Source organism: Streptomyces sp. ML-6 (genome assembly GCF_030116705.1).
Classification (GTDB): domain Bacteria; phylum Actinomycetota; class Actinomycetes; order Streptomycetales; family Streptomycetaceae; genus Streptomyces.
This window is the reverse complement of the sequence record NZ_JAOTIK010000002.1, coordinates 38898-54810: the sequence shown is the minus strand read 5'-3', so window position 1 is coordinate 54810 and position 15913 is coordinate 38898. Positions and strand designations below refer to the sequence as shown.

The 15913-nt window shown below is 69.0% G+C and carries 12 protein-coding genes and 4 pseudogenes; 9 read left to right on the top strand and 7 right to left on the bottom strand.

Annotated elements, in window-relative coordinates; translation table 11 throughout:
* Positions 1 to 13: 13 nt before the first annotated feature.
* The 4 genes and pseudogenes from OCT49_RS34250 to OCT49_RS34235 all read right to left on the bottom strand — a co-directional run.
* A pseudogene (locus OCT49_RS34250) lies at positions 14 to 982 on the bottom strand (IS701 family transposase); the annotation flags it as partial.
* Between the two features lie 62 nt (positions 983 to 1044).
* Positions 1045 to 1284 (bottom strand): hypothetical protein, encoded by a 240-nt coding sequence (locus OCT49_RS34245; protein WP_283856058.1) that lies wholly within the window; start codon positions 1282 to 1284, stop codon positions 1045 to 1047.
* A complete protein-coding gene (locus OCT49_RS34240; protein ID WP_283856057.1) occupies positions 1281 to 2615 on the bottom strand; it encodes a S8 family peptidase in 1335 nt (444 codons plus the stop codon). Before OCT49_RS34240 ends, OCT49_RS34245 begins: the two co-directional genes overlap by 4 nt.
* 553 nt (positions 2616 to 3168) lie before the next feature.
* Entirely contained in the window at positions 3169 to 3549 is a 381-nt protein-coding gene (locus OCT49_RS34235) for a hypothetical protein (protein ID WP_283856056.1), read from the bottom strand.
* A gap of 165 nt (positions 3550 to 3714) precedes the next feature.
* Here OCT49_RS34235 and OCT49_RS34230 point away from each other — a divergent pair.
* Positions 3715 to 4041: pseudogene (locus tag OCT49_RS34230) on the top strand (transposase); the annotation flags it as partial.
* A 52-nt stretch (positions 4042 to 4093) separates the two neighbouring features.
* Here the strand turns inward: OCT49_RS34230 and OCT49_RS34225 are convergent.
* Together OCT49_RS34225 and OCT49_RS34220 are read right to left on the bottom strand one after the other, a co-directional pair.
* The gene (locus OCT49_RS34225; protein WP_283856055.1) at positions 4094 to 4606 is read right to left on the bottom strand and encodes a hypothetical protein; all 513 of its coding nucleotides are present in this window, start codon (positions 4604 to 4606) and stop codon (positions 4094 to 4096) included.
* 63 nt (positions 4607 to 4669) lie between these two features.
* Positions 4670 to 6262 carry an ISL3 family transposase gene (locus OCT49_RS34220; protein WP_283856748.1) on the bottom strand — a complete coding sequence of 531 codons (1593 nt, stop codon included), beginning with the start codon at positions 6260 to 6262 and terminating at the stop codon, positions 4670 to 4672.
* Positions 6263 to 6497: 235 nt separating this feature from the next.
* Here OCT49_RS34220 and OCT49_RS34215 point away from each other — a divergent pair, with 235 nt between their 5' ends.
* Positions 6498 to 6674 carry a hypothetical protein gene (locus tag OCT49_RS34215; RefSeq protein WP_283856054.1) on the top strand — a complete coding sequence of 59 codons (177 nt, stop codon included), beginning with the start codon at positions 6498 to 6500 and terminating at the stop codon, positions 6672 to 6674.
* A 25-nt stretch (positions 6675 to 6699) separates the two neighbouring features.
* Here OCT49_RS34215 and OCT49_RS34210 read toward each other — a convergent pair whose 3' ends face one another.
* Positions 6700 to 7308 (bottom strand): TetR/AcrR family transcriptional regulator, encoded by a 609-nt coding sequence (locus tag OCT49_RS34210; protein WP_283856053.1) that lies wholly within the window; start codon positions 7306 to 7308, stop codon positions 6700 to 6702.
* Positions 7309 to 7369: 61 nt separating this feature from the next.
* On the opposite strand from OCT49_RS34210, the gene OCT49_RS34205 reads away from it, so the two are divergent.
* The 7 genes and pseudogenes from OCT49_RS34205 to OCT49_RS34175 all read left to right on the top strand — a co-directional run bounded on the left by OCT49_RS34205 (position 7370) and on the right by OCT49_RS34175 (position 15801).
* Complete coding sequence (locus OCT49_RS34205) at positions 7370 to 8734, top strand: flavin monoamine oxidase family protein (protein ID WP_283856052.1); 1365 nt, start codon at positions 7370 to 7372, stop codon at positions 8732 to 8734.
* A 27-nt stretch (positions 8735 to 8761) separates the two neighbouring features.
* Positions 8762 to 10495, top strand: a complete 1734-nt coding sequence (locus OCT49_RS34200; protein ID WP_283856051.1) for an aldehyde dehydrogenase family protein — start codon at positions 8762 to 8764, stop codon at positions 10493 to 10495.
* Positions 10496 to 10626: 131 nt separating this feature from the next.
* On the top strand, positions 10627 to 11394 hold the full coding sequence (locus tag OCT49_RS34195; protein WP_502963498.1) for an IS6 family transposase: 768 nt from the start codon (positions 10627 to 10629) through the stop codon (positions 11392 to 11394).
* Positions 11395 to 11470: 76 nt separating this feature from the next.
* Positions 11471 to 11854, top strand: a pseudogene (locus OCT49_RS34190) (aldehyde dehydrogenase family protein); the annotation flags it as partial.
* Positions 11841 to 12687: pseudogene (gene folP, locus OCT49_RS34185) on the top strand (dihydropteroate synthase). The pseudogenes OCT49_RS34190 and folP, both read left to right, overlap by 14 nt.
* A 401-nt stretch (positions 12688 to 13088) precedes the next feature.
* On the top strand, positions 13089 to 14042 hold the full coding sequence (gene speB / locus OCT49_RS34180) for an agmatinase (RefSeq protein WP_283856049.1): 954 nt from the start codon (positions 13089 to 13091) through the stop codon (positions 14040 to 14042).
* Positions 14043 to 14268: 226 nt separating this feature from the next.
* Positions 14269 to 15801 carry an APC family permease gene (locus tag OCT49_RS34175; RefSeq protein ID WP_283856048.1) on the top strand — a complete coding sequence of 511 codons (1533 nt, stop codon included), beginning with the start codon at positions 14269 to 14271 and terminating at the stop codon, positions 15799 to 15801.
* The last annotated feature ends 112 nt before the right edge of the window (positions 15802 to 15913 follow it).

Genomic DNA, 15913 nt, shown 5'->3' with positions numbered 1-15913 from the left:
TCACCCGGGGCGGTTCAACCTGCCAGCGGGCTCCCGCCACCCGGGCCAGGTCCCTCAGCCGGGTGCCGACCGGGCCGTAGCAGACGTAGTAGGCGATCTCGGTGGGATCGGTGGGACTGCGGCGGGCCAGCACCCAGTGCCCGAAGCCGTTCTCCCACCAGATCCGGACCGGCACCCGGGCCCAGTCATGGAACCGCTGCCCGTGGGCGCCGGCCCCTGCCGACAGGCGCTTCCACGCCTGCCTCGGCAGGCCGGCCATCAGGGCGTCGACCCGGATGTCGGCGCCCCGGGTGGTGATGACGGTGTCGTTGACCTTGGTCGCCAGCACGTGCGCGACCCCGCGCTGCTCCAGCCAGTACCGCAGTCGCTTGGCCTGCCCGTATGCCTCGTCGGCGGTCACCCACGCGAACGGCACCTTCGCGTCCAGGGCGCGCTGGAGCATGGCCTGGAAGTGCTCGATCTTCGTGGCGAACGGCACGTCGTCCGGGATGCCGGCCGCCCGGCACCGCTCCCGGTCGTCCGTCCAGGACTTCGGCAGATACAACTCCCGGTCGATCAACGCCCGCCCCCGCCGGGAGGCGTAGGCGAGGAAGGTGCCAATCTGGGAGTTCTCCGTCCGCCCCGCGGTGCCGGAGTACTGCCTCTGCACGCCGGCCGACCTGGTGCCCTTCTTCAGGAACCCGGTGTCGTCACCGATCAGCACCGCGTCCTTGTCGCCGATGCTCTCCACGACGAAGTCCCGGACGTCATCGCGGACCCCATCAGCGTCCCAGTCAGCCTCGCCCAGCAGCCGCTGCATCCCGATCGGATGTGTCTCACCGGCACGTTCCGCCAGCGACCAGCCGTTCTTCCGTTCCAACGGCGCAACCAGCCCGGACATGTACTCCAGCGCCCGACCCCGCGGCTCCGAGCGGGCAAACCGCGCAGCGAACCGCGCGTGCAACCCCACCAACACCTCACGCCAGGAATCAACTTGACGCACACCAAGATCCACAGACACGACGACACTCAATCACACCAGACCCCATAACTGTGATTGCAGTACTAGTCGTGGGGAGGCAGCCGGTAGGTCCGCTCCCGGTCGACGGAGTCGACACCGTCGACGGCCGCCAAGGCCGCCACGCGGTCCTCCGTGACGGTGCCGGAGAGCGTGCCGAGGACCGGCTGCTCACTCGTGACCGTCAACCCGGCCCGCCGCAGGGCCCCGACCACCTCCGCGAAGCGGCCGGGGTCCACCGCGACGATCACCCCGACGGGCTCGGCCGGCCCCGTCGGCTTGCTCACGGCGCCTGCAGCAGACCCACGCCCACGTCCCGGGCGGGCTGCGGCAGCGGGAACGCCCCGGCCTTCAGTGCGGCGACCAGATCGGCCGCGGAGGCCTCGGGGTTCGCCTCGGAGAGCAGGGCGAGGACACCCGCGACGTGCGGCGTCGCCATGCTGGTGCCCGACATCGTCGCGTAGCCGCCGCCGGGAGCGGCCGAGTGCACGCGCACGCCGGGAGCGGCGATGTTGACCTCACCGCCCTGGCCGTTGAGGCCTCCGCAGGAGGAGAACGCGATCCGCATCGCCTTGTCCAGTGAGCCCACGGCAAGGATGGAGGGACAGTTCGCCGGGACGTCGACAGGCGACACGAAGCCCGGCCGGAGGCTGTGGTTGCCGGCCGCCGCGACGATCACCGTGCCGAGCTGCAGCGCGCGCTCGGCCAGGATCTCGTACGTCTGCGGGAAGAGCTCGCCCAGCTCGACGCGCCCGCCGAGCGACATCGAGATCACCTTCGCGCCCTTGGCGATCGCCCACTCCATGCCCGCCAGGATCTGGCCGTCTGTACCGTCGCCCTCGTTGTTGAGCACCTTGCCGGCCAGCACGCGTGCCTCGGTCGCCACACCGTAGCGGGGTCCCTGCTGGGGTTGGGCCGGACCGGCGGCGGTACCGATACAGTGTGTGCCGTGCCCGTGGCCGTCCTCGACGGTCTCGTCGGCTACGAAGGACGCCGTCTCCTCGATGCGGCCTGCCAGGTCCGGGTGGTCGGTGTCCACACCGGTGTCGAGGACGGCGATCCTCACCCCGCGGCCGGTCAGGCCGGAGGCGTTGGCCCGGATGGCCTGGAGCCCCCAGGTCGTGGTCTGCTCGTCCAGCGCCGGTCCCTGGTCCGCGGCGGCCTCGGCACGGGATTGGCGGGCGAGCACGTCCTCGTCGCCGCGGTAGGCCGGGAAGAACTTGGCTGGCGCCCGGTCGGGGGCGATGATCTGCGAGGCGCGGACCCATCGCTCCGGCTCGGCCGCAAGGATCGCGTCCTCCGCCTCCGCACTGGTCACCAGCGCGAGCCGCTGCTCGGGCCGCACCTCGACGACGGCCACGGCGAGGTCCTCGAAGACCACCGAGACGTCGGGGTTTTCGAGGAGTCCGGAGGCCTCCGCGGCGGCCACTCCCCGGACCCGTCGCACGGGAGCGATGCCCGCGGCCGAAACCAGCGCGTCCAGTCCGCGCTGCTGACTGTTCGGGTCGAGCACGACCACGTACCGTCCGGTGTACTGCGTACCGCGGCTCGTACCGTCGGCTGAGGGCCGATCGGGCTGCTCGCCGAAGGCGTGCATGCTCGTGGATCCGTTCGCCATGAGGTTTCCCGCTTTCTGTGTGCTTCCCCCGGTTCGTGGACGCGCCGGTCCACCGACTGGCAGGTGCCGGGGAGGGTGGGGCGCGGTTCAGCCGTGCATCGGCCCGCAGTGCCGTCGCCCGCAAGGCCGTCGGCATCGCCCCCTCGACCAAGGTCGCACTGGGTGCACGGGCCCGCAACACAGCGCAGCCACCCGGCGTACCGTCCGTGGCCAACCTCTGCGCCCACCTGAGTAGCCGCACTCATGACCCCGCTCGCCCGGCCCGGTTCGCGACTGTCGGCGAATCCCCGAGAGGACGAGGGCAATTACGCTGCGGACCTGAGGGCGGTCTCCGGCAGTGACGATACCCGCGCCTCGGGCCACCAGGGTCACCCAGCCGCTGCCCTCCCGGACGACAGTGAATCCGGCTGGCTCGGCGTGCTCGGCCTGTGCCGCTGTCGGCTGCAGCCGTCTGCCACTCGTACGAGGCCGCGGTCTGGCCCTTGGTTCGGCGTACCGGGACGAACCCGAGCCCGCCCCGGTACGGTTCTGGACGTACGAGCCGTGAGTTCGGCTACGAGCCCCCTTTGGAAAACTCGAACCCACGGCCTTTGGCCGTCTCCTCCAACCGCGTGATCACAGTCTGACAGTCGCCCAGGGCGCGGTGTCCGCCGCCCAGCGGCTGCCAGGTGTAGGTGCCCCAGTAGAGGTGCCAGGCGCCGTAGAAGACGGCGTACTGCTCCGTCGCGTACTCATCCCACTGCTGTGCGTCCAGCCAGGCGTCCGCGGCCGGGTGCTGCTCGCCGCTCCACAGGCGGTATTTGGTCAGATCGACCGTGGCACGGGTGTGGTGGAGGTGGAGCTCCCACCGCAGCCTGCCGGTGTCGCAGTCCCGGTTGTAGATCACGATCCGGCGCCCGGCCAGGGCCTGAAGTTTCCCCGTGATGTTGGACACGCTCTTGTTATGCCGCGAGGGCTTGATCGCTTTGGTAGCGCAGTCGTGTCTCGTGGGGTGTGAGAGGGCGGTTCGTGACTCCTTGGGTGGTTCTGTCGTCACCTGATGGTGTGGGCACGGGCGGAATCTGCTGGTCCGCAGCCGGTGGTCTGCTGGTGTGATCAGATGAGTGAACGCAAGCCGTACCCCAGCGACTTATCGGACGCGCAGTGGGCTCTGATCGAGCCGGTGATCACCGCGTGGAAGGACCGGCATCGTTCGGTCAGCGGCCACCAGGGCGCCTACGAGATGCGGGAGATCGTGAACTCGATCCTCTACCAGGGCCGGACCGGTTGCCAGTGGGCCTACCTCCCGCACGACCTGCCGCCGAAGAGCGCGACGTACTACTACTTCGCCGCCTGGCGGGACGACGGCACCGACCAGGTCATCCACGAACTCCTGCGCTGCCAGGTCCGCGAGAAGGCCCGCCGATTAGAGGACCCGACCCTGGTGGGGTTCTGGCTCGCTTTCCGTGAACCGGTCACGGTGGGTCATGCGACGTAGCTCAAAGGCTGTGGTTCTGGTGCGCTTCTGTGGCGAGAAATTCTTGCGCCGCGGAGGTGACCCGGTCGCGAATGTGCTGCTGGTCCGAAGGTTGATCGTTCGGCAGGTCGAGCGCTCTCGCCAGATCAACGATGGGTTGCAGCGCGTCGGGGTAGTCGAGTTCGGCTGCAGCTTCCTCATAGATCAGCTTCGCTCCGTGCACGGGATCGAGTTGGCACGCCACGATCTGGCTGGCCCACCACTGGGCCGCGGTCCATCGCGCCTTGGCAAGATCGTCCGAGATCAGCGGCAGCAGACCCAACTCTTCCAGTACAAGGTCGAACAGCTCGCGGGCCTGGGGATACTCACTACGAGCGAGGCCAGCCAGCAGGCGAAGCGAGGGAGCCTCGATGTCGGCCATCAGGGCATCCAGGCCCAACTCGACCAGGTAAGCGTCCGAGGGGCGCTGCCAGGGTTCCATGGCCAAGTCTGCAGCGGCCATGCGGATCAGGCTGATCGCTACTACTGCGTCCACGCTGTCGCCTTCTCATCGTCTTTCCGTAGAGGGAAGTCCTATCACCGAGAGGCGGGTGGTTGATCAGGTGGCCAGTAATACGCGCTTGCGTAGCAGGCTGAAACCGGCTCGGCCGAACATCTGGCGCTTGAGCATCTTGATCCTGTTGACGTGTCCTTCGACGACGCCAGAGTTCCAGGGCAGGGTGAGGCCGGCGATGACGGCGTCGCGGTCTCGATCGATGCCGGCCGCGAGAGTGTGGAGGCTGGGAAGGTCGTCCTGGCGGACGGCGTCGAGCCACTGCGGGAGTCGTTCCCCCTGCCGCTCGGTGAGCATTTGGGCGAAGGACCGGACGTGACCGGTCAGGGCGTCGAGTTCAGGGCAGTTGGCAAGGACGGCTTTGAGCCGGAGCTGTTCGATCTCGGTCAGCGTCTCGGGTCGGCTGAGGATCCATCTCGTCACCACGCGGGGTGCTGGCGGTTGCGCGGTGACCGGCCGTGGCGAGGTGCGCTTCTCTCGAAGGTAGGCGCTGACCCGGCCGTAGCTGCCGCGATAGCCCAAGGGAACGATCTCCTCCCAGAGCTTCCAGGCGTTGGTGCAGCCCTCGTCCCAGCGTTCGTCCAGGTAGGGCTTGTACTCGTCGAGGACGGAGGTCCTGTTGTGCTGCCACTGGCCGCGAAAGAGGTCTTCCGGTTTCGCAGCGTCGGCGAGGCTTTTGACGGTGCGGTGGGTCATCTGGAGCTGACGCCCGATGGAACGGCGGCTGTGGCCAGCTTCCAGCAGCGCGTGGACCGTGGCGTGCCGGGCTCGGACGCGGTTAGCGAATCGCTCGCTCCGCCATGGAGAGTTCGCCTTCTCCTCGGGCGGCGCTGGTTCGTCGGCCTTCGCCTCGCGATCGGGGACCAGGACGCGAAGGCACTGGCGGTGGCGGGCGACAGCCCGCTCGGCGGCCTCCCCGAGGTTGTGCCACAAATGCCAGCGGTCGGCGACCTGTGTCGCCTGTGGTGCCCCGGCTGTGGCGCCTTCCGCGAAGAACGGTGCGCGGTCTCGGCAGACGATCTCGATCCCGGGTCGCTTCGCCAGCCATGCGGCCAGGCTGGACGCCTCTCGGTCGGGCAGCAGATCCACCGGCCGGTGGGTCTCGACGTCGACGAGCACCGTGCCGTAGACCCGTCCTTTGCGTGTGGCGTACTCATCAATCCCCACCACTCGCGGGGCCGGGACTGCGGGTTCAGGCAATGCATCGAGCAGCCGTAACACCGCGCTGCGGCTGACGGACACCCCGAAGGCCCGTGCCATCCGGGCGCCGGCCCGGCCGGCGAGGGCGAGACCCACTGCGGCGAGAGTCGACCGTAACCGCTCCGTCCACCTGCTGTGCCGCCGGGTCAGTCCCGGCATTTGCTCAGCGAACGTCCGCCGAGCACACGAAGGCTCCGGACAGAAGAACCGCCGGACTCTCAGTTGCAGGACGACCAGACGTCCCCCACTCGGCACGTCCGCTGGAAACCGCAGGTAAGAGCTGTGCACCCGGGTCGACTCGCTCCCGCAGTCCGGGCATGCCGCCCTGTCCGCCGTACTGCAGGCGTCGATGCGTATCGCCTCGTTGCTCACGTCCAGCGACAGCACCGACACGTCCGCAATGGACGGTAACAGCAGGCCCTCCAGGCGGGGCGCCATCTCTTCCACGACGCCGCACTGTCGACCACATCAAGATCGGCCCTGGTCATTTTCAGGCAACTTCCCGGAGCTCGATCGGAGCGTCAGTCGTCACTCAGCGTGCGCACATCACGGAAAGCGAGCCAGAACCACTTCACGTGAACGAAGCCACCCCTGTATGACGGCGACGTGCACCCCACGTACGATCCCCCTCCACCATGATCAACCCGAGGATCCTCCCACGCCATCCGCCAACGTGACAGTTCCCATCGAACTGCCCGAAGGCGAGGCGAACTTCGTCGTGAAGGTGACGGCGGCGACCGTCCTTCTCAGCGTCGTCCTGCACGGAGTGACCGCGGAACCCGTCGCGCGCTGGTTCGCCCGGCACCCCCGGCCCGGGCAGCCCGACACCACGCCGCCCTCCGCGGCGTGACGACGGGGCGAAGGGGGCGGCGGGGTCACGCCGGGGGCGTGCCGCCGTCGGTCACGACCCCGCCGATGAGGTCGCGTACGAGTTCCGCCGCCTGGACGCGGGTCCGCTCCGGCTCGTCGGCTTCCGTGATCGTGATGGAGAGCTCGGTGAGCGCGCCGTAGAAGGCCCGGGCGACCAGAGCGGCGGGGTGGGGCCGCAGGCGCCCGGCGTCCAGAGCGGCGTTCACGACGTCCAGCACCAGGCCGCCGAGGTGGAGCTGGTCCAGCTCGCGCCACCGCTGCCAGCCCAGGGCGATCGGGCCCTGCTGCAGCACGACGTGCCGGTACGCCTGCCCGCTGCAGACGTCGAGGAACGCGTCGGCCGCCCGGTAGGCACGCTCCCGAGGATCGGGCACGGACATGACCACCGCCCGGATGTCCTCGGTGGCCTGGCGCTCCAGTTCCTCGAAGACCGCTTCGAAGAGGCCGGCCTTGCCGTCGAAGTGGTGGTAGAGCGCGCCGCGCGTCAGCCCGGCGGTGCGCACCAGCTCCTCTGCGGAGACGGCCGTGTAGTCCCGCTCGGTGAAGAGGCTGAGCCCCGTGTCGAGCAGGGTGCGCCGCGTGTTCTCCGCGTATTTCTCGCGCAAGGTTTCCATACGCCATGGATATCACATACGCTATGTATGTCAGATGCGCTTCGTATGAATGGTGGGCGTGATGGAGAAATCAGCGGACGTCGTGATCGCCGGCGCCGGTGTGGCGGGCCTGGTGGCCGCCCGTGACCTCGTGAGGAACGGGGCGGATGTACTGGTCCTGGAAGCACGGGACCGCGTAGGGGGCCGGCTCCTGAACGGCGAGCTGCCCGGGGGCGCCCCCATTGAGGTCGGCGGGCAGTGGGTCGGCCCGGCCCAGCACCAGGCCATGGAACTCATCAGGGAACTCGGTCTGCGCACCTACCCCACCCACGGCGACGGCGAGCACATCGGTGAGTTCCGCACCACCCGCGTCCAGTACACGGGCCGGATCCCCAAGCTCAACCCCCTCGTCCTCGCCGACATCGGACAGACCCAGTACTGCCTGGACCGCATCGCCCGCCAGGTCGCCGCCGCCGATCCCTGGCGGGCACCCCAGGCCGAGGAACTCGACCGTCAGACCTTCGACACCTGGCTGCACCGCACCGCCCGCACCCCGGGCGGCAGGGACTTCTTCCGGCTGATCACCGAGGCGGTCTTCTCCAGTGAACCCGAGGACATGTCCGCACTCTGGGCCGCCTTCTACGTCGGCGCCGCCGGCGGCCTCGACCAGCTGATCAACGTCTCCGGCGGGGCCCAGCAGGACCGCGTCCTCGGCGGAACGCAGCGCATCGCGCTCGAACTGGCCGAGGAACTCGGCGAACGGATCGTCCTCGACGCCCCCGTCACCGACATCGACTGGCAGCCCGCCGCCACCTCCGGCGTCCGCGTCACCACGCGCAGCGGCCTCACCGTCCGCGCCCAGCGCGCCGTCGTCGCCGTCCCGCCGCCGCTCGCCGCCCGCATCCGCTACACACCCGGCCTGCCCGGCGACCGCGACCAGCTCATCCAGCGGATGCCGATGGGCCGCGTCATCAAGATCAACATCGCCTACGAGGAGCCGTTCTGGCGCCACGCCGGCCTCAGCGGCCAGGCCAACAGCACCCACCGCCCCTTCGGCACCGTCCTCGACAACACCCCCCACGACGGATCGTGCGGCGTACTCGTCGGCTTCCTCGAAGGACGCCACGCCGACACCGGATCGCGCATGGACCCCGACGAGCGCCGCGCCCAGGTGATCAACGACCTCGTCGGCTACTTCGGTCCCAAGGCCCGCAACCCCATCGCCTTCATCGAACGCGACTGGGCGGAGGAGGAGTACAGCCGCGGCTGCTACGGAGCCTTCGCCGTACCCGGCGCCCTCACCCGCTTCGGCCCGGCCCTGCGCCGCCCCGTCGGCCCCCTGCACTGGGCCGGCACCGAAACCGCCACCCGATGGGCGGGCTACATCGACGGCGCCGCCGAATCCGGCCACCGCGTCGCCGACGAGATCCTCCCCAAGCTCTCCTGACCCCCAACACGTGAGCGAGGCCCCACCATGACCGACCAGCCCTCCACCCACAGCACCACCCCCGCCCCCGACCTCGACGCCCTGGTCGACCGACTCGCCACCGGCGAACGCGCCTGGGCCCGCACCCACCTGCCCGAACGGCGCGAGCTGCTCCTCGAAGTCGCCTCCGCCACCGCAGCCACCGCCGACACATGGGTGCGCACCGCGGCCGACATCAAGCAGCTCAACCCCGCCTCCCCGCTCCTCGGAGAGGAATGGCTCAGCGGCTCGTACGCGGTGCTCACCTACCTCCAGGCCCTCCAGGAAACCCTGCGCCGCCTCGACGAAGGGACCGACGTCCTCGCCGGCACACGCCTCACCCGGGCCCCCGGCGACCGGCTCGCCGTCCAGGTCCTCCCGTACGACACCTACGACAAGCTCCTCATGAACGGCTTCCACGCCGAGGTCTGGACGACCCCCGGCACCACCGAGGAGCAGCTGCGCGCCACGGTCGGCCTCACCCAGCGCACCCCGCGACGGACCAGGGGCGTGGCCCTGGTCCTGGGCGCCGGCAACATCTTCTCCATCCCGCCCCTGGACGTGCTGTACCAGCTGTTCGCCGAGAACCGCACCGCCGTCCTCAAGCTCAACCCCACCACCGACCCGCTCGCCGACGTCTATCGCGCGGCCTTCAAGCCGCTCATCGACCGGGGCCTGGTCGAGATCGTCACGGGCGGTCCCGAGGTGGGCGGGGCCCTCGCCGGGCACCCCGGCATCACCGCCGTCCACATGACCGGCAGCGAAGCCACCCACGACGCCGTGGTCTGGGGCACCGGCAAGGCGGCGACGGCCGCCAAGGCCGCCGGCACACCGCACCTGTCCAAGCCCATGACCAGCGAACTCGGCGGCGTAGCACCGATCATCGTCGTCCCGGGAGAGTGGTCCGAAGCGGACCTGCGCTACCAGGCCGAGCACGTCGCCACCATGCGGCTGCACAACAGCGGCTGCAACTGCATCGCCGGCCAGATCCTGATCCTCAGCTCCGACTGGCCCCAGAAGAACGCCTTCCTCACCGCCCTGCGCCGGGCCCTGGCCGCCGCACCCGCCCGCCCGGCCTGGTACCCCGGCTGCGAGGCCCGCGTCCGCGCCGCCCGCGAGCTGCATCCCGGCCACGCAGAGAAGCCCGGCGGCACCCCGGAACGCACCCTCCTCACCGGACTGGACCTCACCGACCCGGACGAGTCCGCCTTCACCACCGAGTACTTCGGACCGGTCCTCGGCGTCGCCGAACTTCCCGGCACCGGCGCACGGTTCCTGGACGCCGCCGTCACCGCCGCCAACGATCGCCTCCACGGAACCCTCGGCGCCAACCTCATCGTCCACCCCGACACCATCAAAGCCCTCGGCCCGCGCCTGCGCGCCGCGATCGCCGACCTGCGCTACGGCACCGTCGCCGTCAACGCCTGGACCGGTGTCGGCTACGCCACACCCCGCGCTACCTGGGGTGCCTTCCCCGGCCACACCCTGGACGACGTCCAGAGCGGCATCGGCATCGTCCACAACGCCCTCCTCCTGGACCACACCGAACGCACCGTCGTCACCGGCCCCTTCCGCCCCGCACCACGCTCCGTCCTGAACGGCGACGCGTCCATCTCCCCCAAGCCCCCGTGGTTCGTCACCAACACCACCGCCGCCCGCACCGGCCGCCTCCTCACCGAGTTCGCCGCCAACCCCCGATGGCAGGACCTCCCCGCCCTCTTCGCCTCTGCCCTCCGCGGCTGATCGCCACCTCGTCGGCGAGGGGTATGCGCCATGCCCCAGTGCGCATACCCCCGCCGCCTCCGCAAGGGAGCAGAACCAGATGTGAAGCCGTTCGCGCTGCAACGGTGCCAGCGGCACTGTCACGTTGGCGGATGGCGTGGGAGGATCCTCGGGTTGATCATGGTGGAGGGGGATCGTACGTGGGGTGCACGTCGCCGTCATACAGGGGACACCGGTACCCGGTCGAGGTGATCTCCCACTGCGTGTGGCTGGACTTCCGCTTCCCGCTCAGCTTCCGTGAGGTGGAGGAGTTGATGCTCCAGCGCGGCGTGATCGTCTCCTATGAGACGGTCCGGCGGTGGTGCGCCAAGTTCGGGCAGGCCTACGCCGACGGACTGCGTCGCCGCTGGCCCCGACCCAGGGATAAATGGCACCTGGACGAGGTGTTTATCAAGGTCAACGGGGAGCGGAAGTACCTGTGGCGGGCCGTCGACCAGGACGGCAACGTGCTCGACATCCTCGTGCAGAGCCGCCGGGACAAGGCCGCCGCCCGGCGCTTCCTTCGCCGCCTGATGAAGAAGACGAGCGCCGTGCCGCGCGTGATCGTCACGGACAAGCTCCGCTCCTACGGCGCGGCCCACCGCGAGGTCATGCCCTCGGTCGAACACCGCTCACACAAGGGCCTGAACAACCGGGCCGAGAACAGCCACCAGCCCACCCGGCAACGCGAATGCGCGATGAAGGGCTTCCGCTTTGTAGGCGCAGCACAGCGGTTCCTGTCCGCCTTCAGCGGCATCTCACCCCACTTCCGGCCCCGCCGCCACCTGATGACCGCCCCCGAACACCGAGCTGAGATGACCATCCGCTTCGCCATCTGGGACCAGATCACCGGCGCCGTCGGCCGTCTCACCACGGCCTGAACACGGCCCGGACCGCGGTCCCATCATGCCCCGACGCACCGTCAGACACTTACACACCCAACAACGTGACAACGCCCGCGAAGGGCATCGCGGGTACTACCTTGCCCCCACCGTGATCTCGGGCGTGCGCCAGCGGGACGAGATCGTGCAGAAGGAGATCTTCGCCCCGGTCCTGACGGTGCAGAGGTTCACCACCGAGCAGGAGGCCATCGAACTGGCCAACGACCAGCCGTATGGTCTGGCCGCCTCGGTGTGGAGCACCGATCATGCCCGTATCCTGCGCACCACGAGCACGCTCGACTTCGGCGCGATATGGGTTAACACACACGGACCTCTTACTCCTGAGATGCCGCACGGCGGGTTCAAGCAGTCCGGACATGGCAAGGACTTGTCCGCCTACGGACTCGCGGACTACACGCGCATCAAGCACGTCATGAGCGCGGTCGATGCCTCGGCGTGATCGCCGGGCCCCCGCGGGCCTTCCGGAGTGGGACCGTTGCGCGGTCATGGGGGTCGTGAACGTGACCCCCGACTCCTTCTCCGACGGCGGGCGCTGGTTCGATACGGCGCCCGCCGTCAAGCACGGCCTCGACCTGGTCGCACGGGGAGCCGACCTGGTCGACGTCGGCGGCGAGTCCACCTGTCCGGGCTCCGGCCGCGTCGACGAGGCGGAGGAGCTGCGCAGGGTCATCCCGATCGTCCGCGGCCCCGCTTCCGAGGGCGCCATTGTCTCCGTGGACACGATGCGCGCCTCCGTCGCGGTCGAAGCCGGGGCCGTGCTGGTCAACGACGTCAGCGGCGGCCTCGCCGACCCCGCCATGATCTCGGTCGTTGCCGCCGCACGGGTGCCCTTTGTCGTCATGCACTGGCGGGGCCATCTGCAAGGCGGCAACGTCAAGGGCCGCTATACCGACGTCGTCACCGAGGTCGTCGACGAACTCCAGGCACGCGTGGATGCCGCCGTGGCCCGGCGGCATCGCACCCGACCGCGTCATCGTCGACCCCGGGCTCGGCTTTTCCAAGAACGCCGACCACGATCTTGCCCTCCTCGCCCACACTGACCGCCTCCACACCCTCGGGCTCCCGCTGCTCATCGCCGCCTCCCGCAAACGCTTCCTCGGCCACGTCCTCACCCGCGCCGACGGCGCACCGCCGCCGCCTCCGGAACGCGACGCAGCCACGGCCGCCGTCTCCGCGCTCGCGGCAAGCGCCGGCGCATGGGCCGTACGCGTCCACGCGGTGAGCGCCACGGCGGACGCGGTACGCGTCGCCCGAGCCCTCGAGCAGGCCTGACGGCGCCCCAGCGGCAGTGACCGGGGATGTTTGCGGCACATGGCGGTCTGCGGACCGGAAGGTCGAGCCGCAGCCAGCGGCGGCCTATGCGCCTGGCGCGCATGTGACCAGTCTTCAACGCCCGCAACCCCACCCCGAGCATTAGTGCAACTTAAGCTCGGCATCAGGCGACCCTGCTTCTCCTGCCGCTGAGTATGAGCCACGCTGTTCACGCACGCGTAAACCGCCCTTATCCCTTCTGTCGTATTGCGGAATTCTGGCCGACCTCTGCCTACCGGCAGACGCCTGGCGGATATTCCGCGCCGCTTCCTCATCACCGGAGCCGGCCGCCTCGACAGGCGTGTGGGCTATACAACGCTGAACCAGAGCATGCACGCCGCTATGAAATGAGTAATACGCTCATGGGAAATCCCACGCCGATCGGCCAGCGCAACGAAACCGAGATGCCTCGCTACGGCGGGATCGCGACCTACGCGCTTCTTCCTCGGATCGAAGACGTCGCTCACGCCGACGTAGCTGTCCTCGGAATTCCCTTCGACAGCGGGACCAGCTTCCGGCCCGGCGCCCGCTTCGGTCCCGCGCATATCCGCGAGAATTCGCGACAGCTGCACCCGTACCACCAGTTCCTCGACGTCTTTCCGTTCGACTCGCAACAGGTCGTCGATGCCGGCGACGTCGCGGTGGGTCCGTACGACATCCCCCGCGCAGTCGCGACGATCGAGGCCGCCGCGCGGCGTCTGGTGGACCAGGGCACACGTGTGGTCGCCCTCGGCGGTGACCACACCGTCGCTCTGCCCCTCATACGGGCGGCAGCCTCGGCACACGGGCCTCTGGCGGTCCTGCACTTCGACGCCCACCTGGACACCTGGGACACCTGCCACGGGGCAAGCGTGTGGCACGGGTCGCCCTTCAGGCGCGCGGCCGAGGAAGGGATCATCGACCTCAACCACTGCCAGCATGTCGGAACGCGCGGCGGCATCTACGACCCGAGCGAACTTGCCGATGACCGGGAAGGCGGATTCGAGATCATCGACAGCGAGGCGTTCCAGGATCGGAAGGTCAGCGACATCGTCGCGCAGATCCGGCGCCGCCTGGGTACACGTCCCGTCTACATCTCCGTCGACATTGACGTCCTCGACCCTGCGCACGCCCCGGCCACCGGAACTCCCGAGGTGGGCGGACTGGCGACCCGTGAATTCTTCAAGACGCTCCGCGGCCTGTCGGGTCTGAATGTCGTCGGATGCGATGTCGTAGAAGTCGCCCCCGCCTACGACCACAGTGACATCACTGGACTCGCCGCCGCCCACACCGCATGGGAACTCATTTCCCTCATTTCGCTCAGCGAGAGCCGGTAAATCAGGAAGCCCGCAGAGACGGCGATGCGCCCCCGCGTCCTGCGCCACATCACGTCTTCACCACCGGCGGCCTACTTCGCACATGGCCGGATCTCTCCATCGCGGGCAAGAAACACCAAGCAGCCTCCGGACTTTCTGGGCCCGATCCGAGAACGGCACCGCACAACGGCACCAAGGCCCACACCGGGACAGCCAGGTGGGTTGAGGGACACATCCAGGAGTACTCATGAGCCTCAGGCCGAACCAGCTGCTTCGCCGCAAATCCCTTGACCACATGCTCGCCGACGCAGCCGGCGATCCGCTGGACGGTCCACCAGCGGGGACCACTCTGCGCCGCACGATCGGCCTGGCCCAACTCACCCTGATCGGCATCAGTTCGGTCGTCGGCACCGGCATCTTCTTCATCCTGGGCACCAGCGTCCCCCTCGCCGGCCCCGGCGTCGTACTCTCCTTCGTCATCGCCGCCACAGTCGCAGGCCTGGCAGCCCTCTGCTACGCGGAACTGTCCGGCGTGCTTCCTGCGGCAGGCAGCACATACTCCTATGCCTATGCCTCCCTCGGCGAGGGCATGGCCTACCTCGTCGCCTGGTGCCTGATCCTTGAATACGGTGTCTCCGTCTCGGCTGTGGCGGTCAGCTGGGGCCAGTACCTCAACGAACTGACCGACGCGCTCTTCGGGTTCTCTCTCCCGGACACGATCAGCCAACCACCGGGCGCAGGCGGCGTGGTCAACATCCCCGCACTCGTCGTCATCCTGCTCTGTTCCGCACTTCTGGCCCGTGGCACCCGCGAGTCAGCCGTCGTCAACGCGATCATGGTCGTCGTCAAGCTCGCGGCACTGGTGATGTTCGTGGCCATCGCCTTCACGGCCTTCCGGTCGGACAACTTCGCCGACTTCGCCCCCCACGGCCTTGCCGGCATCGGCACCGCCGCCTCCAGCGTCTTCTTCACCTTCGTCGGCTTCGACACAGTGGCCACGGCAAGCGAAGAAGTCCGCAACCCCAAACGGACGGTTCCGCTCGCCCTCTTCTTCACCCTCGCCGTCGTCACCCTGATCTACGTGCTGGTCTCCATCGCCGCGATCGGAGCCCAGCCCATGGACCGGTTCGGCGCTCAGTCCGACGCGGGTGAGGCCGTACTCGCCGAGATCCTCCGCAACGTGACCGGTATGGGCTGGCCTGCCGTCCTCCTGTCCGCCAGTGCCGTCGTGTCCATCTTCAGCATCGTTCTGGTCACGCTCTTCGGCCAGACGCGCATCCTGCTCTCCATGGCCCGAGACGGTCTGGTCCCGCAGATCTTCCAGCGGGTGAACCGCAAGCGCCACACTCCGGTGCACAACACCTGGATCGTCGGGCTCATCACTGGCGTCCTCGCGGCCCTCGTCCCGCTGAAGTACCTGGTTGACCTCACCAGCATGGGCACCCTCATCGCGTTCGTCGCGGTGGCTGCCGCAGTCAGTGTGCTCCGTCGGATCGCCCCCACCGCACACCGCCCGTACCGGGTGCCCTTTCACCCCGTCGTTCCGGTACTGGCTGCCGCCTCCTGCCTCTACCTCGCCTACCTTCTCCCCGGCATCACCTGGACACTCTTCGCAGCCTGGCTCCTTCTGGCCGCCGTCCTGTACGTGGTCTTCGGGCGCCGCCACTCCCGGCTGGCAAGCAGGTCGAGCAACGGTATGTACGGGCTGGAGTCATCAGTCACATCACTGCCCGCAACGACTGTTTCTGCCCCCGAGCAACCCCCGACAGGCCTCGCCTAACCGCTGTCCTTCCCACATCCAGGGACGGCCGGCACGGGACCGCTCGGGCTCGACCTGCCTGAGCGGGCTGCACTGGCCGTCCCCCTGACCAGCCCGTCCCGCAGTCGAGCCA